21 protein-coding genes are annotated in these 19,847 nt (G+C 52.5%); all 21 read right to left on the bottom strand.

Going from position 1 to position 19,847, the window contains the following annotated elements; genetic code table 11:
- Positions 1–60 precede the first annotated feature (60 nt).
- Entirely contained in the window at positions 61–1,038 is a 978-nt protein-coding gene (locus NSQ46_RS05065; RefSeq protein WP_341342654.1) for an RNA methyltransferase, read from the bottom strand.
- A gap of 97 nt (positions 1,039–1,135) precedes the next feature.
- On the bottom strand, positions 1,136–2,266 hold the full coding sequence (locus NSQ46_RS05060; protein ID WP_341342369.1) for an MsnO8 family LLM class oxidoreductase: 1,131 nt from the start codon (positions 2,264–2,266) through the stop codon (positions 1,136–1,138).
- Between the two features lie 70 nt (positions 2,267–2,336).
- Positions 2,337–3,752, bottom strand: a complete 1,416-nt coding sequence (dgt, locus tag NSQ46_RS05055; protein ID WP_077568024.1) for a dGTP triphosphohydrolase — start codon at positions 3,750–3,752, stop codon at positions 2,337–2,339.
- A gap of 574 nt (positions 3,753–4,326) precedes the next feature.
- A complete protein-coding gene (locus NSQ46_RS05050; protein WP_342576398.1) occupies positions 4,327–5,112 on the bottom strand; it encodes a glucosaminidase domain-containing protein in 786 nt (261 codons plus the stop codon).
- The gene (locus NSQ46_RS05045) at positions 5,099–5,551 is read right to left on the bottom strand and encodes a phage holin family protein (protein ID WP_210094518.1); all 453 of its coding nucleotides are present in this window, start codon (positions 5,549–5,551) and stop codon (positions 5,099–5,101) included. The genes NSQ46_RS05050 and NSQ46_RS05045 overlap by 14 nt, the downstream gene beginning before the upstream one ends.
- 371 nt (positions 5,552–5,922) lie before the next feature.
- On the bottom strand, positions 5,923–6,060 hold the full coding sequence (locus NSQ46_RS05040; protein ID WP_077568029.1) for an XkdX family protein: 138 nt from the start codon (positions 6,058–6,060) through the stop codon (positions 5,923–5,925).
- A complete protein-coding gene (locus NSQ46_RS05035; protein ID WP_342576397.1) occupies positions 6,053–6,664 on the bottom strand; it encodes a hypothetical protein in 612 nt (203 codons plus the stop codon). The genes NSQ46_RS05040 and NSQ46_RS05035 overlap by 8 nt, the downstream gene beginning before the upstream one ends.
- An 11-nt stretch (positions 6,665–6,675) precedes the next feature.
- Entirely contained in the window at positions 6,676–9,192 is a 2,517-nt protein-coding gene (locus NSQ46_RS05030) for a hypothetical protein (protein ID WP_342576396.1), read from the bottom strand.
- Entirely contained in the window at positions 9,193–9,738 is a 546-nt protein-coding gene (locus NSQ46_RS05025) for a YmfQ family protein (protein ID WP_342576395.1), read from the bottom strand. It abuts the gene before it with no gap.
- Positions 9,735–10,793, bottom strand: coding sequence for a baseplate J/gp47 family protein (locus NSQ46_RS05020; RefSeq protein WP_342576394.1), 1,059 nt, complete (start codon positions 10,791–10,793; stop codon positions 9,735–9,737). The genes NSQ46_RS05025 and NSQ46_RS05020 overlap by 4 nt, the downstream gene beginning before the upstream one ends.
- Positions 10,786–11,199: a DUF2634 domain-containing protein gene (locus tag NSQ46_RS05015; RefSeq protein ID WP_077568034.1), complete on the bottom strand. Its 414-nt coding sequence runs from the start codon at positions 11,197–11,199 to the stop codon at positions 10,786–10,788. Before NSQ46_RS05015 ends, NSQ46_RS05020 begins: the two co-directional genes overlap by 8 nt.
- A complete protein-coding gene (locus NSQ46_RS05010; protein ID WP_342576974.1) occupies positions 11,196–11,492 on the bottom strand; it encodes a DUF2577 domain-containing protein in 297 nt (98 codons plus the stop codon). Before NSQ46_RS05010 ends, NSQ46_RS05015 begins: the two co-directional genes overlap by 4 nt.
- Before the next feature lie 6 nt (positions 11,493–11,498).
- Positions 11,499–12,464: a hypothetical protein gene (locus tag NSQ46_RS05005; RefSeq protein WP_213616330.1), complete on the bottom strand. Its 966-nt coding sequence runs from the start codon at positions 12,462–12,464 to the stop codon at positions 11,499–11,501.
- Positions 12,465–12,477: 13 nt separating this feature from the next.
- The gene (locus NSQ46_RS05000) at positions 12,478–13,194 is read right to left on the bottom strand and encodes a LysM peptidoglycan-binding domain-containing protein (RefSeq protein ID WP_077568036.1); all 717 of its coding nucleotides are present in this window, start codon (positions 13,192–13,194) and stop codon (positions 12,478–12,480) included.
- A 1-nt stretch (position 13,195) separates the two neighbouring features.
- The gene (locus tag NSQ46_RS04995; RefSeq protein WP_342576393.1) at positions 13,196–15,121 is read right to left on the bottom strand and encodes a hypothetical protein; all 1,926 of its coding nucleotides are present in this window, start codon (positions 15,119–15,121) and stop codon (positions 13,196–13,198) included.
- Positions 15,122–15,315: 194 nt separating this feature from the next.
- A complete protein-coding gene (locus tag NSQ46_RS04990; RefSeq protein ID WP_007132059.1) occupies positions 15,316–15,738 on the bottom strand; it encodes a phage portal protein in 423 nt (140 codons plus the stop codon).
- 27 nt (positions 15,739–15,765) lie between these two features.
- Positions 15,766–16,224, bottom strand: coding sequence for a phage tail tube protein (locus NSQ46_RS04985; protein WP_007132058.1), 459 nt, complete (start codon positions 16,222–16,224; stop codon positions 15,766–15,768).
- 1 nt (position 16,225) lies between these two features.
- Positions 16,226–17,545 (bottom strand): phage tail sheath family protein, encoded by a 1,320-nt coding sequence (locus NSQ46_RS04980; RefSeq protein WP_007132057.1) that lies wholly within the window; start codon positions 17,543–17,545, stop codon positions 16,226–16,228.
- The gene (locus NSQ46_RS04975) at positions 17,546–17,719 is read right to left on the bottom strand and encodes a hypothetical protein (RefSeq protein WP_007132056.1); all 174 of its coding nucleotides are present in this window, start codon (positions 17,717–17,719) and stop codon (positions 17,546–17,548) included.
- Positions 17,716–18,153, bottom strand: a complete 438-nt coding sequence (locus NSQ46_RS04970; protein WP_342576392.1) for a DUF6838 family protein — start codon at positions 18,151–18,153, stop codon at positions 17,716–17,718. The genes NSQ46_RS04975 and NSQ46_RS04970 overlap by 4 nt, the downstream gene beginning before the upstream one ends.
- 376 nt (positions 18,154–18,529) lie before the next feature.
- Positions 18,530–19,846 carry a hypothetical protein gene (locus NSQ46_RS04965; protein WP_342576391.1) on the bottom strand — a complete coding sequence of 439 codons (1,317 nt, stop codon included), beginning with the start codon at positions 19,844–19,846 and terminating at the stop codon, positions 18,530–18,532.
- Between the last annotated feature and the right edge of the window lies 1 nt (position 19,847).

Genomic DNA, 19,847 nt, shown 5'->3' with positions numbered 1-19,847 from the left:
GGACAAGCACCCTTGCCCTTTAGCACAACGCCTGTAAGGGTCCTTCACTTCGGTGACTGGCTACTCACACAGCCAGATGCTTCGGACGAAGGTTGCTTTGCGGGTCGTGCAGCTGCCGAGCACCTGCCATCCAGCCTCCTCCAGCTGCTCTGCCAGCGGCTCGGTGCTCACGATTACCGCCCGGTCTGCCAGGCGGCGCAGGCTGTTCAGCATACGACGTTGTTCCTCTTCCGGAAATACCGAGCACACATTGTAGGGAAGATCCAAAACCGCGGTCTCATAATGCCCTTGCAGCGTGTTCATGTCCCGTATGGCTACGATGCTGTCATCGTACCCGTAATGAGCCAGATTGACTCTGGCTCCCCGCACCGCAAGCGGATTGATGTCACAGCCCTCGCAGCGGATGCCCATCGACAGCGCCTCGATCAGCACATTGCCCATCCCGCAGCATGGGTCAAGCAGCTTGGCACGTGGATCCGGCGCAGCTATATTGACAAGAGCGCGCGCGAGCCGTGAAGCGAGGCCGGTCGAGTAATTTTGCGGCTTCTGCTTATGCTTGTGCCAGACACGCGGCGGAAAATGGAGCAGCCCAAGCTTCCAGCTTCCTTGAACAGTCAACAGGCCGAACCGATGCTCGGGCGTCTTCATGTCAGCCCGGCCCTTCATGCTTCCACCTACAATCCGCTCCATAGCCCTGAGTTCTTCGTAGGAATGATGATTCCCTGCCTGCAGAGCGATTACCTTAAAAGTTCCGCCGTTAAGAGGGATGTCCGCTGCTCGTTCCGCAAGCCGCTCGATGGAGCTGTCTGTCGCTATAACCTCGACGCAAGCCGTCAGGAACGGGCTTCGGTCCGGGTCAATCCAGGTATCACTTTCCAACCAGTCAGCGCCATCCGGCTCGTGCCCGAACAGCGCCCGCAGCTCCATTCTGCACAGCTCCTGCTCCGTCTCATGGGAAGCGAAGATGTAAATATAGGTCGGCTTATCCACCGCCGGGAATATCCCCGATTCATTCTTTCGATCGTTCGTTTTTCGTATCACAATATCATCTCTTCTATTATATATGTTTAACCGCTTGTTTCTTGAAAATCAGCCCCCATGGTAATGCTTAGCGGCATTCAAGAATCCGTAATGCCTACATCCCCATCAAGAGCCGGTACGACTTCAGCCGCGCGGCATAATCGGCCACCGGGGTGACGATGAGAAATTCCTCGCACGCATACTTCTCGGCCATTTCCTTCAGCACCGATTTTACGCTTTCAGCGGTACCCGTTAGAATCCGAGGGAAGGATCCTCCGGCACCCGAATGGTCTTCCATGGCCCGGTCGGATATCGGATCAACCCGGCCATCAACTGCTGTCCTCGATTTCGGGCCAGCATCATCTGCTGCCCCGCTGTCGCTACTGTGCGCTGTTGCGTTCCCAGTTACCGCTATTTCGGGCATTCCGAATTCGTTCTGCCCGTCACGCCCGTCTTGACCAAGCCGAGCAACGTTCTCTCGCTCCAGCTGCCCGCTGCGCTGCTGCCCGAGACGCGCGGCAGTCGTAGCCATTTCACGGGCCAACTCCTCCGTTTCCGCGCAAATAACGCTCACGGCCACGATCGTTTGCGGCTTCTTCAGATGAGCCGACTGCCTGAATGCTTCCCTGTAGGATCGAAGCACTTCGGCGCCGTCCGTATCGCTCATGAACTGCCCGAAGACGTAGCCCGTCCCGAACTCGGCCGCATAGCCGGCACTCTTCGTATTGGTCCCCAGCATCCAAAGCGCAGGGGCAATCCCCGGCACCGGCTTGGCTGCAACCGGCACGTCCTCATACCGGTAACGGTCCTCCAGCAGCTCGGTCAGCGCCCGGATCCGGTTCGGCAGATCGGCGACATGGCCGAGGAAGTTGCCGCTTAGCGCCATGCTCGTATGGGCCGAGCCGCCGGGAGCCCGGCCGACGCCAAGATCAATCCGGCCGGGATATAATGCTGCCAGCATGCGGAAGTTTTCCGCAACTTTGAGCGGGCTGTAATGCGGCAGCAGAACGGCGCCGGAGCCAAGCCGGATGCGCTCGGTCCGCGCCCCGATATGGGACAGCAATATTTCGGGAGAAGCACAGGACAAATGCTCCAGATCGTGGTGCTCCGCCGCCCAATACCGATGATAGCCCCATGCTTCGGCGCAGCGTGCTAATTCCGCAGCCTGCTCCAAGGCGTCTTCAAACGTGCCTTCCCCAAGACGCGGAACGAGATCGAGGACGCCAAGCTTCAATGATTGATTCAATAAGTCCACCTCCAAGGGTTTAGCACGTCGCTTTCCCTTCATTAAATCGGGGTTGTCACACGATCCGATTTTAATCCAGGTCGTAGATGGATCCCACCTTCAGCCCGTACAGCTCATTGTATATTTTTTCCGCAAAGGCATCGGTCATGCCCGCAATATAATCGATAACCATATGCTCCCACGTCCAGATAGGATTCTCCCGCTTCTGGTCGGCCTCATAGCGCTGGAGCCAGTCGGACGGAATAATGGCTTGCGAAGCTACAGGATCGAGAAAGGCGTCCCACAGCCGCTTGATGATCCACTCGCTGCGCTTTTGCAACCGCTGCACCCGAAGATCGCGAATCATCGTCACCCAGGCAAAGCTCTTCAGCACACTAACCGTCCGCAGCATGTCCTCGTCCTCGGCCCCGTCTTTGACGAAGGTGACCTTCTTCCAGTTCCCGTTCGGGATGACACCGAGACTGCCTACGAAGAGGCTGACCCAATAAGCCTTCACCTCGCGCCGGGTGCGGGAGTAATCATTCTCGCAGGTCGGCATTTTCTCGTTCCAGACGCGCAGGAACTCGTCCAGCACCGACTCCACCTTCGGATGGATCCGCTCCTTGGTCCAGCCCTTCCACACCTCGTCTTCCAAGGTCATGATTTTCTGCACGATCAGCTTGTTCAAATGGCTGTCCCGAAGAAAATGCTCATGCACCTCAATCTTGCCTGCCTTAATCCCATCCTCCAGATCATGGGCAGAATAGGCGATGTCATCGCATAAATCCATCAGCTGCGCCTCCAGCGTCCGCTGGGTACCGGGAATGCCCCACTCCTTCCGGATGTGCGAGATATACTCCCATTCGTGCCGGTACATCCCCTTCGGATTCTCCAAGCCGGAGAAGGGATACTTGTTAATCCCCAGCAGCACCGCGTCGGACAGGTTGAGCCCGTTTACGTTTTCTCTTTTTTCCAGGAACATGATCAGCCGGAAATTATGCGCATTGCCTTCAAAATGCTCATATTTCCGCCGCATCGCCTGCTGCACCTGTGCCGCCTGCTCCGGCGACGGGATTCCCGGCTGACGCGTCAGCGCCTCCTCGGTCTTCCGATCAATCAGCTTTTCCAGTATGCCCTGGAGCACTTCCTCTCCTTTATGCCCGAAGGGGGGGTGTCCAAAATCATGGGCAATCGCCGCGCATTCCACCACCTCGGGGTCAATCATCAGCCCTGCATTCTCTGCCGCTTCCGGCAGCACTTCTGGGTAGCTGCGGGCAAGGCTCCTTGCGGCCTCCCTGGCAATCTGCGCCACTTCCAACGAATGCGTCAGCCGTGTCCGGTAGTAATCGCCGGTTCCTGCGCCGAACACTTGCGATTTCCCTTGAAGCCGTCGGAACGTCGGCGAATGGATCAAACGGGAATAATCCCGTTCGTACACCGCGCGGGAGGCATCGGACTTCGTCTGCTCCGGATATTGGCGATGCTCTCTAAGCTCCTTCAGCGTCATGTTTCCTCACTCCTGTTTATCTATTTGTAGTCGTTCTAACGCGATATGTACTTCCGATTATATGCCATCCGGCATCGGAAAGAAAAATACTATCTCCTCGGAGCGACCAAATTTACAAAAATAACTAAATATCCCGTTCAGGAAGGTTAGATAAACTTACATAAAGGAGGGCTATTTGTCTTTTTGAACTTGAAGGAGCGAAACGGACTCTTTTAATGAGTAAGGAATGGGATATGGAGGAGTATGGAACCAATGGAACCCAAAGGAATTTTTGTACAGGATATTCAATATATTGAACGGGCTACGGTCATTAGGGGGAAGGTTGTAGGATAACGGATGGGTAGAGAGGAACGTATGTATATTGGCAGGCAGGGTATCGAATTTATTAGGAAGGATTTCGCCTGTGTCTCGAGTGCTTCCTTATGCTACGGCGCCTAAAACCAACTCTCCTCAAAAGATTTAATAGCCGCCTCCCCCATCGTCATGACAGGAGGGGCAGCTATCCACAATGGCATTACAGCATCCTCATATCGCTTCTTAAGCCGCTCAAGCTCGATCCTCATCAGGGATGGGATCACTTCTTCGAATCGCTAAACATCCCCATGCGGTGCAGGATGGTGAGCATCCGATAAAAATCGAAGCTGCCGTCAGGATCGTTCAGCACTCCCGCCTTCCGCGCTGCTTTCACGGCATCCTCCGCCCACGCCGGAACCTTATCAGGCTGCTGGGCTTCCAGCTTCTTCAGCCTCACATTCAACTGCTTGATTGTGCTCCCCTGCTCGCTCAATGTATTCAAGGCCGAAGCGTATTGGTTGGCGAGCTGGCGCAGTTCCTCTTGTGTTTTGTGCAGCTCGGCCGTTAACTGTTCGATTTTCATGCGTTCCTCCTCCTCGGGACTTGGCAGATCATAACGGTGCAGTGAGTATTGTTCGATGATCGAGATCAGCTTCTGCGGATACTTGGGATCTGTCGCATAGCCGCCTTTCCAGATCTCCGTGGCCGCCGTCTTGTAGTCCGCCCATAAAACCCCGTGATAGCGCTTCGGCTTGTCTCTCGTTCCGTTCAAAATCAGTCTCGTATGGTCGTCCACCGATTCGTGCCAGCCGTTGTACTTGCGGAATTGGGCCTGGACGGTATATGGCGTGTTCCCCCGGTACTCCGTTGTCGGCATTGTCACGCTGCCAGCTGGACCCGTTCCTTTGATGCCGAACAGATTATTGGCCTTTTGCGTCAACCCGCTCGTCCCCCAGTTTGACTCCAAAATCGCTTGCGCCAGCGTCAACGAAGCGGGAACGCCGTATTTTCTCATGTCCTCGGTTGCAATTGGAGCAAGCTTGGCGATAAACTCATGAGGCTTCATCCTTTTTGTCTCCTTTCACGGCGGTTTTCTTCTCACCCTCCTCCGATTTGATCTGGAAGACCTGTACCACATTACGCAGCGATTGCGGAATCGGTACGCCCATCCGCCCAACATTCTCAAGAATGGACAACAGCTCATTGGCCAGGTAGAAGAAGATGACCGTGTTTTGAAAATAGTTCATCTCGCCGAGCACCCGGTCAACCAGGTGCATTAACGCGATGATGAGAAAAATCGTGATTTTCCGGGCGATGCCGGCGTAGCCCCTCCGGCTCTGCAGCTCGCCATTCATCCAGGCCGCCCCCCAGCCGGTCAGCCAGTCGATCACCACGAACCACAGCAGCAAATGCAGCGGCAGCGACCAGCCGCCCCAGACATATCCGGTTACGGCACCCGTCCCAGCCACCAGCATCTTAAACAGTTGACCGATGTGCTCATACATAATCGTTCCTCCTTTTTATGGTTGAAGGGATGAAAAAGCCCTCGGCGGGCCGAGGGCTTGAAGCTTGTGTTGGCGTGATTTGTACTGCGCTTGCGGATCCTGCTTCACCTTTGTTGGCGTATCAGCGTTGCGCATGCGGATCTGCCTCATCTTTGTTGGCGTATCTGCACTGTGTTTGCGGATTCTGCCTCATCTTTGTTGGTGTATCAGCACTGCGCATGCGGATCCTGCTTCCGATCGCTGTTTTCCCCGGATTTTTTTGAAGACTTTTACGCAAGGTTAAAATCCGGGGACAAAGGCGAACGCTTCGCTTCTTCAGCAGCATTCCGCCTACTCCGTTGAAGGTTTGGATTCTGATTGCTCTTGGGAGTTCAGAAAGCCTCGCCTGTAATTGCTTCGTATTCCTCTGGCGTAATGACGCCAAACGCAACGTACTGTCGAAGCTGGGGCTTTTGCGCCCACCTTTTTTCATAGTAATATTTCAAGCGTTCAAAATCGTTCTCAAACATACGTTTCCCCTCCTTCGGATGGACTGCCTTCAAGTGACAGCAGTCGTAGCTCCAGCCCTACGACTTGCGCGCCGAGTGTTTCGTTTTGCCGGCGAATCTCCAGCATCTCCAATTCGCGTGCTACCAGCTCTGTGCCAAGCCAGTCCATCTCGCTTGGGGCTTGCGGCTGGGGTGCAGTGATTCGCTCAATTTCCTCGGCTGTTAGCCCTTCGATCCATAGGGCCGGCATCGGCGGAATATTCAAGACCGGCCGGTCCGCCCGCTCCTCCTCTGGAGTGGTGTTCCATGCGCTCATCGCCTCTTGATAAGCGGCTTCAGCGGCTTGAATCGAGTCCTGGTATTGCCGCCATGCCACGAAATCAAAGCGTGGGAGGAAGAGGCCAGTTGGAACTGGGATGCCGACGATGTAGCCTGCCGGTTCCCGGTCGACAGTTTCATTTCCGGTGCTAGCATTGGAGGCAATGGTAAATGTATCGGGCTGCTCCAATCCATTGGTCATGGGTAGAACCGGAGAATAAAAAGAGACGACACCTGTAAAAGTATCGTCCACGAGTTCGTCCTCTAAATAGAGGCCGTCAATATTTACTTTCGGTACGGCTTTCATGGGATACCTCCTTAGAGTGGAAATAATACATCCATAATTATATTGTCGCCCGGTCCAGTTTCAATATTTACGTGACCGTCTGCATTTATACAAACAAATCTGGCATCTGTAGTAGCATCATTTATTGTTAAATAGAGTGGGCGATCAGGTCTAAAACCTTCAGGCAATTTAAAGACTGTGTGTCCAGTCGTTGTTCCGGTCCTCCCGCCACTTAAACGTCCTTGTATACAAATTAAGTTGTTTTGTTTTTTATAACGTATTGGTGTACCAAAGGAATGATTTACCCATCCATTCAACAATGTCGGGTAAATCCAATCTTGATCTACTCCCTTCTTCTTTACCTCCGTACTCATTAGCATCGATATATCTCTCGTGCTTAGCTGCACTGAATTGACTAGATCTATGAATACTGACTTCTCATTTGCGGCATACGATCCGAAGAACGGTACGATGGGCGACTTTTCAAGCATTAAATACGTAATGGAATAGGCTGCGGATGCGTCGTAACCCTCGTACTTTACTCGTCGCTCTTTTCCGTAAGCTAAATTATTTCTATACTCCCAAAAATCACGGTATTCGTTTTTATAAACGGCTAGTATTCGTTCTGTTTTGTGTTTTAAAATCGAGCCCGGCAAGTTGATATCGTTTATAGCATGAGCGTCCCCAGTCCGTTGAGGTTTCACACTTTCACGAATAACAATACCCGACCCAATTTCGATCTGGTTACCACCTTCACTTAAAGTAAGCATACCTTCAGATATAACCGGCTCGACTATTGGAATTGTGAGTTGGTATACAAGTTGATATAACGATATTGTTTTATCTTTTACAGAAGGAGAAATCTCATTAACTGGTACGGACGTACGTAAATGTGCCCAAGTGCTATTCCAGTTCGCAGGGGGCATGTAACCTATTGGTGTCCATGTTTTTTGTGCCGAACCTGTTTGATCGTTATAGGGACTAGCACTCATGTTACGCATTGTCCAGCCCATAAAATAAGCCCTGATCTCTTCAGCTGTCGGCGTATAGTTAGTGCCCCATCCGCTATCTGAGTTCGATACAGAAATCTCAAATATTTGCCTACTAGGATCAATATAAAAGAGATCGGCCCCATAGTCAGGTGATCCACCGTTAAAGCTAGTTAATATTCCCCCATCATATTTAGAAACAAAGCATGAAAGTGAAATGCCTGAAATTAACGTATTGATTTTCTTATAATCTGGGTGTGTCCCTTCAGCTTGAATATTCCAACCATCAATTTTATGGAAATGGATTTCCCTCCAATTTGTTAACTTGAGATACTGACCGTCATTTTCAAATACTACATCAGCATGATCACCAGTCAATGGATTAGCGTACAAGTCTGTTTGCAGTGCGAGCATCGAATCTTTACTTGGAATAAACTCTTTTTTCTGTGTGCCTGGGGTAAGCATTGGGTTCTTAAATATACGTTTTGCATCGCCAGCGGCATAAATTTTTATCGAATCCCAAGGCCCGCTATTAAAAGATCCAGCAGTCGCATAAGGAAATAATATACTAGTATCATCTGCGCTACTTACTGCCAGCAGGCCACTATCCCCCGAAGAAATATAGTAGTCGGTGTTTTTTAATACTTTAATTACCACTTGTGTCCAATGCCCATCATCAGCTCCTAACTGTTGGTACTCATATGGAGCTACTACTCTACCTTTGGTATTAATTATGTCCCATTCATAAAACGGTGGCAGCAAATTCTCTCCGTATAGGATAGCATATGGATTACGAACTGGCTGAATACTATCTACATAAGGATATTTTTGGATAAGTTTCTCGTCAGGTTCGCTATAATCCGCTTCAGTCACTTCATAGATCCGGAGACCACTAAGGTAAAAGGTAACCTCCTTATCGGAAAGATTCCAGAAATGTAGTCCTAGTCCCCTTGAGTCTCCTATCCCTCTAAAAACTACTGAATTCCAGGATGTACCTATTTCGGCCTCTCTGACACTTCCTAATCCTCCCCATAGCTCACAATGTAAGGTGAATGGAGTGTTAGCTTTTATATCGGCGATAATAATATATTTGGCATTATCCTTATAAGTATGCGATCCGATCCGGATTAAGTTACTCGCATCACCAGCATTCCCCTTACCCAGGGATACAACCTTGAGTCCATTATCGCCTATGGTTTTGTTCGTAGAATCAAGGGAAACGCTGTGGTTTCCGCTACTAGCTATATGATCTAAAGAAGAGAATCTCCCAATCCGCCCCAACAAATTCACCAACGTCCGCCCCTTAATCCCGCTCAGCGAAAAGGGCGCGCTTCGCTCCGCGTTCACGATCTGCAGCCCCGGCTGCAGGACGACCTCCCGGCGCGCCTCGGTGTCCAGGCGCTGCTGCAGCGCGTCGATGGCCTGGCTCGCTTCGCCGGCGAAGCGGTCGACCGTGTCCGCGTTCTGGTCGATATATTTCTCCAGATCGAAGTACGTCGTTGCCGGCGACGTCCGATCGATTTTGTTCAACCCGATATTCGGTGTTACCGGATTCGTCATTTATGCTCCTCCTCCCAACAATCTGTCTTGCGTCGTAGCCGATAACTGCTCCACCGTCATGCCCTCCACCTCGGCGATCGTAAGGTAGCGCAGCGCATAGTCGACGGCCATATGCGCCGGCTTGATCGCTTCAATGGCCGATTGAAGATCACTCAAATTCGGCGGAATGCCGAGGGTGTCCCTGAAATGAATCGTCACCTTGTACTCGGCCGGCTGGACAGAAACCTCGATGCTGCCCCGCTCGTAGGCTTGGGCGACATTTTTGAGCATGCTAGCGGACACCTTGCCGCTTCCCCGCATCTTCGAAATGACGACCGAGCGCCGCTGCTCGACCGGCTTGGACGGGTTCACCGGGATGCTCAGGTCCTGCTCATACCGGGACAGCGCCCAGGTCGCGGTCTCCGGATAGTACTGATCGATCAGATCCACCAGACGCTCATCCAGCTTGTCCAGCTCAGCTCCTTCCGCATTGGCGATGGCTTTCATTTCCCGGATGCCGTGATAAAAGGACGGGAGATATCCCATCCAGACCTCTGCCTTGCTCATCGCACTGTCACCGTCCCCAGTACGGCGACCGCTTCCGGTTCAATCAAGACGCTCTCGGTCCCTCCATTGACGGTCAGCACCTCGTAGTCAATCACTTCGGGAATATCCAGGATGACGTTGGCAATCCGGTTATACCGGACCAACGGGTCTGTCATGGCAAGATCCTTCAAATATTGGCGAACGCCTTGCTCAATTGCTTGCTGGACGCCGTCCAAACCCGCACCATCCAGGAGGGTCACCTGCACCTCAATGTTGACAGGAACTTCAACCGCCCCGGTCACCGTCACAACCGATCCGACGGGAGCAGCTCCCTCGCCCATCCCGTCCATCGTGGGATCGATGTACTGCTGTACAGCTTCTACAATAGATGGCGCGGGCGATCTCATCTCATTGTCCAGCAGGACAACTTTGACCGTGCCCGGCCCGTTCCATAACGGAAAGGCTTTGGCTTTGCCAACCCCGGCTTGCTCCCGCGCCCACAGCTCATATTGATTTCGGTTCGCGCTGGTGACGGGTCGGGAGATTTTTTCCCGGTAACGATCATACAACGCCTCATCGGACTCGGTATCTTCCCCCGGCACAACCAATGCCAGCAGCTCCGCTTTCACCAAACCTTCGATATACTCCAATGGCAGCAGCGGGCCAAACCGCCGGTTGCCCTCTTTGCCGACCGTCTCGCATTCCAGCACATATTCCCCCGCATCCAGCCGGCCAATGACCGTGTAGTTTAACGCATCCAGCGAAAAACGGCTCCCTATCGGAACCTCTGCCGGTCGATTTTGTTCTCCCGTAAAACGTCCGCGCAGCCGCGCCTTCGTGGCCTGCTTACGCGTTAGTCCCGACCAGGCGATGCTCCGGTCCAAAAACTCGCCGGAAGCCGTGGCGGCAAACTTGAAGTTCATGGAGGAGTTCAGCTCAATGTAAGCTTGCGCCAGCTCCGCGGCGGCTGGGGCAAGCGCATCGAAGATAATGCTTCCCTCTCTTTTGTCCAGTCCATCCGGCACCCGGCCCAGCATCCGTTCCAGGATCGCTTCATAGGTCTGATCCTCATACATCCTCCCTCACCTCCTTCGTCATCGCAAACGGCCCATATACGGTTCGGACCGTAAATTCCGCCATTGCCGTCTCCCCGGCAAAAGAAATATTCATGTCGTCGACCGACAGGATCCGGTCGTCCTGAAGCAGCGCCTCCTTGATATGCCGCTCGATCTCGGCATACGCCCACAGCGGGTCACGACCGATGACATCATACAGCTCATGGCCGTAGTCGCTGCTATAAATCAGGTGCTCGAAGCGGCGGGTTTGGAGCACCTTGGCAACGGCCTGCTTGATCGCCTCCAGTCCATCAATTTGACCTGACAACGTCCCCTCCTGCAGGTTCAATCGGTAGGTCAAACTCGGCTGGTCCAGACTCTCCACCACTTCGGTATCCGGTTGAATCGTGCCTCCCTGCGGAATCATGACGGCTTCACCAGCCGATCCAGCACAAGATACGTCTGTCCGCCCTGATAACGGAGCAGCAGCACCGTATCCCCGATCTCAAGCCCTTTGCGGATCAATACTTCCTGACCGTCAATATTCAGTTTGTACTCCGTCACGGACTCTCCGATCACTAAAAAATCCTCCGTCAGGCTGAAACGCTGATCCACGTTCACCTCCAGAGGATTCACCGATGTTACCGTGCCATACAGCACCGCTACGGGATTCGTGCTTCCCACGGCGCTCAGGCTCGCTTTTTTGATAATATCCAGCATCATGACTTACACCACCTTCATATTCAGCGACATCGTATGCGTTCCGTCCGAGAACTTGTGCGAGCACTCATCGATGAGATAAGGCTTCAAGCCTTCGCCGGGGAGATTGACGTAAATCGTGTTCCCTGCCCGGACGCGCAGATCGCCGATCGCCTCGATGGAGAGCGTCTGCTGCTCCCTGTTCTTCAGCTCCAGTAAATTTTGGGCAAGCTGCTTCAGCTGCGCCGGATTCATGTTCTCATCGGCAACCTCGTACAGCTGGAGAAGGCCCCACTGGGCGATGTTCTCTCCGTGCTGATAGAGGTAGACGTCCCGCTTCCCGGTCTGCTTGTTATCGCGAACCACCTTAATTCGATTGTACGTCTCGTTGTCGATGCTCTTTTTATAGGAAAAATCCGTCATCAGGCTGTCTTCCCCAACGGCCAGCATCAGCAGCATGTCCTTGATGTTCTTGAGCGTCAGCTTTCCGAACTCGTCGTAAAACATATAGTACTGCTTGGTTGCCATCAGCGTCGCATCCAGCGCTTTGCAGATAATATCGATCAGCTTCTTGTCGGCCTCCAGCATCGCCGGAATGACATGTCCCGTATCGGCCAGCGTCCCTGTCTTCAGATTGAAGTCCTTGGCGATCTTGCGGATAATGTCCTCCACCTTGGCGTTCGTAAACCGGTAGGTGTCGTTGCTGGACAGGTAGCGCAGCTGGTCGTAAGCCATGAGCTTCACCTCGGCATCCATGCCCCACTCTTTGGAGAAAACATAACCGTAAAACAAGTCCTTATCATCCTTGCGGAACCGGACGATGTCGCCGTTCTCAATCTGGAATTGCTGGCTCTGCGCCAAACCGTCGTTCACGAAGCGAATATCCAGACTGGCCGGCTTCGCCTGACGGCTTGTCTTCCATGTGATGTCGGTGACGACCTGCCCGAGATCCCACACGCTTCCGTTCTTCCGGTCTATCATCAGCTCGATCATGCCGTCACCTCCTTTAAGGGATTTTCAACACCCGGCCGACGGCGAGCTTTCGGACCTCATGATCCTTGATGCCGTTCAGCTTTTGGATTTCGGTATGGCGGGAGCCGCTGCCGAGAAGCTTTTGGGCGATGCTCCAGAGCGTGTCCCCCTTCGCTACGGTATACGAGTTCGGCTTCTTCCGGTCATCCGGACGCTCCTTGGTCTTCACCGCGGCCGCCTTGCTGTCCTTGGCCGGCACAACCTTGCGGGCGCCATAGAATACATAGCGCTTGAGGGTGATCGAAAATTCGATATCCTCCGGCGAACCGGACATCGTGTTCCAGCTGAAGCTCTCGATGGAGGCCGCCATGTTGATGCCAAAGGATTTCATCGCCCGTACCACATTCCCGCTGTCCGTGCCGCTGAGCGGATCGGGGACCAGGCCCGTCATGACAAACCGCACTGGTCTTCGACTCTCCATCCATCCCTTGATGGTGTTTACATAATCGATGGGGAGCTTCAGCTTGTCCTTGCTTGTATTGACGAAAGGATACGTTCGTCCCGGAAAAAAGCTTTCAAACGATATTTCGGTCAGCTTCGGATACAGGATCGCGTTGATCTCGCCAAGTCCGGCCACGGTGTAAGATTTCCCCTCGCTGCCGTCCTTGACCTCGATCCGTTCCGGATTGACCGGAAAGCGGAATACTTCCTGTTGATTATTAAAACTCAGAAACAGCCCATAATCGCTCATGCTACAGATACACCCCCTCCGCGCTGGATACGAACTGCTCCTCCAGCGTCCGGTTAATACGGGACATAATCGTATCGAGATCTGCGCCGGAATTAATATCCCCTGTCGTCATCTGAACTGTCGGCGTTAACGTGATCATGTTGCTGATCGCGTTCACCTCGGCCAAATCGCGCATCACTTTGAGATCCTCGCTCGCTACATCAACCGTGTTGTTCACCTGGCCGATGGAATCAATGCTGCCACCCGCAGGGGCAACCGGCACCGGTGCCGCCGGCATGGCAGGCATTGCGGGCATGGCAGGCGTGGCGGGCATGGCTGGAGCCGGGGCGGCTTTAGGATAAGCGACGTCGTAGCCGGTTTTGCCGGCGTTGTTTTGTTTGAGGAGGTCCTCGTACTCCTTACCGATCCCTTTATTCGGGAGCAGCTGATCCTTGAATTTATCCATCGAGAAATTCTCGATCATATCTTGGCCCTTGTCCTTGAAATTCGTAAAATCCGCCTTGTATTCGATCTCCGCGATTTGCTTCGTGTTGACGCCAAGCACCCTGCCGAAAAAGCCCGCAACAGCGTTGATTCCTTTAATCAAGCCGTTGATGACGGTAACGACTGTATTGACCGTACCTTGCGCAAGATCAACAATGAAGCCGAAGACGTTACTGAGCACCTGCTTGACCCCCTGGGTAACGACGCCTAACACGCCAAATGCCGAAATGACGGCTATGATTAAGGATATGAGGAACACCAGCGGATTCGCTTTGACGATCATGTTAAACAATCGCATAGCGCTGGTGGTGATCATGGTGCGGGCCGCCATCATCGCTTGCACCGCAGAATAGGCATAACCCGCAATCCTTCCGGCGATGAGACCGGCATTCAATCCTGCGATCAGTACGCCTACAAACGTAAGGATCGGCATTAATCCGATGAATATGTTAATCAGATTCCATATCGTCGTGCCAACGCCGGAAATCGCTCCCTTAATGAATTCCCAAGCCGGAGGAACCAGCTGGGCGATCCAGACAAACCCTTGGGCCAGGATCGATAATCCGATCGAAATCGCGTCAATGAACGGCTGGAACGCCCCGCTCTCAAACGCGGATTGAAGCATGTCTAATATAGGGGTAATTGCTGCCAATGCCCCTCCTCCCATTTGAACGAAGGAATCGTTGACATGTCCCATGATGCTCTTCCACTTATTCATCGGGGAATCCATCATCGTATCCATCGCTTGCTGGGTCATGCCCGATTTTTGCAGAAGTTGATCCATGGAAGCCAGGAAAGACGCAAAGTTCCCCTTCGACGCCACGATTTCGGCGTTAAAGGCTTTCATCTGGGCATCCGGTATGTTGAAGTTTTTAGCCAAGGCGCTCGTATCGCCGCTCATGGCGCTCATGATGGCGGCCGTGGCTTCCTTCGAGCTTTTGTTGCCTGGTGACAGCATGCTTAACCTGTCTGCAAAATTGTTCAACTGGGCGATCTGGTCGGAGTTTTGCGTCATGGACATGAATGTTAACGCATTATTTAACGATTCGCTCACGTCTGCTCCTGTTCGAAGCGCATTTTGCTTGAGCTGCTCGAACATGGCTGACCCCAGATCTGCATTTCCGGTCTTGGCCTTAAATAAATCCTCCAGCGCCTGTTCCTTCGCGGCCGGGATGACCGTCATCGTAACAGCCATTGTACCTGCGGAATATAAAGAGCTCGCCCACTTCATCATGTTGCCGAGCATGCCAGCTTTCTTTCCTCCTTGCCCGATCTTTTGATTCAACGCTTCCTGGGCTTCGGCCGCTTTGGCAATTTGGTTCTTGGTCTGCTCAAAGCCTTGCTCAAATTGCAGCATCTGGTTCACCAGCGCTTCGTTCACTAACTGATTCATGCTGCCCAGCATGATTTTGGATTGCAAAAGGGCATCCTTTACACTCGCCATTCCCTCACCCCCTTCTTCTAAAATCTATCTTCGCTTCCGGATCCGCTCCCTCTTCTCCTTCTCCACCCGCATCGAGATCATGGCATAGATGGCGGCCCGTTCCCGGACCGTCATCGCCATGAGCTCATGAGGAAGAATGTGCAGTTCGTGGAGGGCGTAGTACGCATAGTTCGCGTCGCCGTCGCCCTCGTTGATTAGTTTTTTACTTCATCCACCAGCTCGTTCATATCGCGGTCAAAGCCGTTAAGGGCCTGCACGCGCTCCCCGAGCGCCGCAAACTCGCCCGGTAGCAGCATTTTGCGCAGCAGGGACTCCGCGCCAAGCACGCCGTACGATTTTTGGAGCTCGCTGTTTTTCAAATCCGGGTAAATGACGCTCGTCACCATCAGCTTCGCCATGTAGTCATTGGGATCGATCTCCGGCGTATACACGCCGTTCTTGCCCTTCACCTTGCGGGTGGCGGCACGGCGGCACTCCTGGTTCTCCTCCTCCGTAATGCTGCGCAGCTTCCACGGAACGGGCTTGCCCTCCGCATCCTTGAAACGAATGGAGACCACGAATTCCTCCGTGATCTCCGCAGGCGACTGACCTGCAAAAAACATGCTAAAATCGCTCATTTTCCTTCCTCCTCTTGTTTGTTCGTATTAGGCCAATGGGTTGAACGGGGTTTCGATCCGCACGTTCTCAAACGTAAACGCCACTTCTTCCTCCAGCGCCTCCGCTTCGGTATCCAGGGAAGCCATGATGACGCTGTCGAGGTTGACCCCCTCCAGGATGACCGTCTGCCGTCCGGTGGACGAGCCCGGATCCTCGTTGCGGACCTCGATCATGAAATAAGCGTCCTGTCCGGTCTGGATATATTCCATCATCAGCTCGCGGAACAGCGAGGTGACATAATAGATGGTCATCGTGCCGCTGCCCTTCCAGCCGATCGCCTTATGCTGCACGGCGCGCTGGCCCATCGTTTTCAGCTCAGCCTTCTCTTTCTCCACCGTAGCTTCCAGCGTTTTGATATAAAACATTTCCTCCATACGGTCGCCAATCTTGACGAATGCCTTGCCCTCTTGTCCCGAAATCGTATCGCTTGCACGCAAAAATGCCATCTTAGACCACCTTCACTTTCATGTATACTTTTTCAATTGCATCGACCGGCTGAACCTTGATATCGACGAACAGCACGTCCCCCTCGGTACCTGGCGTCACCACAATATCCTCATTCGCGTTGAAGTTCTGGATCGCCCCGATATTCTGCAGGGAAGCGAAATACGCAGCGCACTCTGCCCAGAACAGCGTTCGGCCGTCCACGTTGTTGTCGACTTTGCCGATGTAGGACTGCTCGAAGATGAGCTTCAGATCATTCGCAATGCCGTCCAGGACGCGGACTACCCGGTTTTTGGAAAAATGGCGCGCCTTGGCCGGCTCGATCGACGTAAAGCTGTTAATGTCCTGCTCTACCACGGCTTTACCGCCGCTGTAGCTGAACAGGAATTCGCCCTTCGTCAAAGCTTCTTCAATTTCCGTATGGCTCAGACGAATATCGGTATCGACCGCTTCATCATAAGCCGCATACGTCAGCGACTCATTAACGGCTGCAGCAGCCGTGGCGCCCGTCACCCAGGCAACCGCCTTAACCTTGTCCACGACGGTGCCGTCGGTGAGGACAACGCCGTTTTTCACGCTGATAATGCCTTCGTAATCCGCCGCCGGATAATCCGGAAGCACGGCCTGCACCTTCTTGCCTTCCTGCTCGCGCAAGCGCTTGATGAACGCCGTGTACAGCGATTTGAGGGTAGGATCGTCCGAAGCCAATCCCACCGTCTGGAAGTCTTGTACCTCAAGCGCAGCCAGAAAATCGACATGCTCCTGGTTCGTCACGGTCCCGTTCGCACCGCCTGTCAGCGCAAATCCAGCCGTTGCGGCCAAATCGCCGGCATCCGGCGCGAAGGTTACACACAGATTCGGCTGCAATTCCTCGGCGTTCGCAACGAGCTGCTTGTCCACGGCTTTGCCGCTCAGCAGAGTGCTGACGACGAACTTGCCCGGATCGTCGACCGCGTTCTCGATCACGATGCGGATATCGTTGCCGCGCTCCCCGCCGTACCGAGCGGTCACGCTAAGCCCTGCTACGGCTCCTGAAGCTTGAACGCCGCTGTTCAGGCGGTACAGCAGAAGCGTTCCTGCCCGCTTGAGCGTTTCTTTTACCAGCAGCAGCTCAGGCGACGTGATATCGTACCCCAATACCTCCAGCAGATTGCTGCCTGGTTTGATGGTGAGGAGCTTATGCGGCTCTCCCCATGGAAGCGAGAGTCCCAGCGCAGCGATCCCGCGTTCGCCGACGCGTCCGATCGGCTGCTCCTGCGATGTGATTTGGGTGTATACCCCAGGTCTTACTTTGTTAGGTGTTGTCCATGTTCCTCCGGCCATTTAAATGACCTCCTTTTTCAAAAATGTGGTAAGCTGTTCTTTCGCTTGTTGGACGGTGTACGTCGTCTCTTCTGCCAGTATGGCGTTCAGCACATCCTTCTCCCGGTTGCTGAATTGCTGGGACTGTACCAGCTGGTGTTTCGTAAACGCCGGTGCTGCCTGTTTCTTGCTCATTTCAAACCGCCTCCTTGTTGTAAGGTTTGCATCTTTGGAACGGATTCGGCAGAATCCGAAGATACCTGAATGACATACTCTGCGCTGAAGTATCCTTCTTCCGCCGCAGCTCCTTCTCTCTCCGGCCGCTCCCATGCGACCGCCGCCGCCCGGCATGGTCGGCCTTCCACTTCGAGCTCCGTCAAGCTCTCCAGCATCTCGTCCATGATCCCCGCCACGGGCTGCCCCGCCGCAGGCTTATAAAAGATGCGGAAACGAAAACGAGCCGCATATCGTCGTTGCGATATCGGCTCGAATTCGGCTAGCGCCAGCTCGGTATGGAAGTAGGGTGGTTCTGGTATAGGAACAGCATCCTCCTTGGAAATCAGGGGGATGCCGGGGAAGGAGCTGTTTAGTCGGGATGCCAGGGCATCCGTGATGAGTTGGGTTAGCATGGGGGCTCCTTTCGGTAAGGTGAATTAGTATGATCTTTGCTAAAATAGCAATATTGTCTTAGCTCAAAATTGGCTTAATACGCTAAGTTATTGCTTGCATCCCAATAAAAACTCCGGATAACACATTTCCATTTTTTTGTTGGGTTAGTTTAACCAAGCGATAAAATCGCTTCGCGGGACACTATGCTACCTTTGAAACCTACAGGTTTAATCATATTTTCGGCAGCACAGGTCTTGAAATTCTGTAATTGTCATAAAGGTGATGCTTATTATCGTAAAAACAGTTAATCAACGAAAGATATGATTTTTCTTACAAACAATATAAATACCCTTTTGCTCATTTACTTTTGATAGGGCTCTAGCAGAATTTATAATCTTATGTGACAGTCACTATGGCATTAGCGTAATAATTCATAGTAATAGACTCGAATTCACTCGCATATGTCGAATTAACCCTATGGCGTGTGTATATCCCCATCGGCTTTGTAAAGTCGAAGTAATCTAAAATCCTTATTTGGTCCCACGTCACTTTATTATCGCTGTAATAGTGAGACTCAATTACAGCATTAGGTATATCCAAAATAAAGTTAAGAATCGAGGTTGACGCGTTTGTACGTACATAAGCACCATCACGTTCATCATCCCTAGCTAAAACTATCGTTTGGCCTAAACTGTTCCGTATTACAATATCTGTTAATATTTTGTAATTCATACTGGCCCCATATGATAAGGTACCCCATGTTTGTGCCCGAATAGCCTGTGAATAATCTGGATTTCCTCCACCTCCGTTAATAGAGTAGCAAATGACTACACCTGAAACATATCCCAGGTCGAGTACTAAGTTGTAGTAATCCTGCCCAGCTTCGATTGAAGCTGTCCGGCCAGGGAGTTGTACAACTTGCCTGTTATATATTCGTGGTTGTAGCGTCCCTGTTATCCCTCCAACAATAACTCCTTCGCGTATATTCTCAGGACGTAGGCTCGGTTCAGGAGCCGTTACCCAGGTAGACCCATTATAGTAGCCAGCCGGAGGACGAATAAAATAACGATCCCCTGTCCAAGCCGTTTTTTCAAGCCCTGGCATGTGATTGTTTTCAACACTTCGGTTCGCTATCCCACCTGATACCCCAAAAATAGAATGACCACTTAGGATGTTTGCAGAATTTAAATTGGGCTCAGCTTCTTGTAATTGTGCAGTTGTAACTTTTATTTCTCCATCACCAGCACCACCTTTTTGATAACCCTTCTCGGGATAAACAGCGAGCGCTCCATCCGGCCATTTAGCCGTGCCTGTAGCTGTTCTAATACCGGTAAGGTTAGGTATGGTTCCGGTTATTTTCCCGTTTGGACCGTATGCCGTTTTAGATGCCAATATATCTCCAGCCACAGCGGTTGCGTCGCTTGTATCTGTACCGGTCGGGATGGAACGAATCCCGTCATCGAGTTCCTCAAACGTTGCAATCTGCCCTTGCTTGGAAACCGTTCCTTCTTTGGCGATGATGGCGGTTTCCAATCGAATTTTCCCGTCAACGCCAGATTGCTTTAAATTAGTTATTTCAGCCTCACAGCTCCCCACTGCCTCATCAATCTTGTCCCAGTTCTCGTTCAGCATCGTCTCGATGTTGAATGTCTCGTTGCCATCCGTCATCGGGTCCTTTTTCAACAGTCCTAAATTCGGTGTGTTACTGGCCAAT

Origin of the sequence: Paenibacillus sp. FSL M8-0142, assembly GCF_038597315.1 — a bacterium.
GTDB classification, from domain to species: Bacteria; Bacillota; Bacilli; order Paenibacillales; family Paenibacillaceae; genus Paenibacillus_AQ; species Paenibacillus_AQ lactis.
Note: the sequence above shows the minus strand (reverse complement) of the source record. Positions and strands in the feature narration are given on the sequence as shown.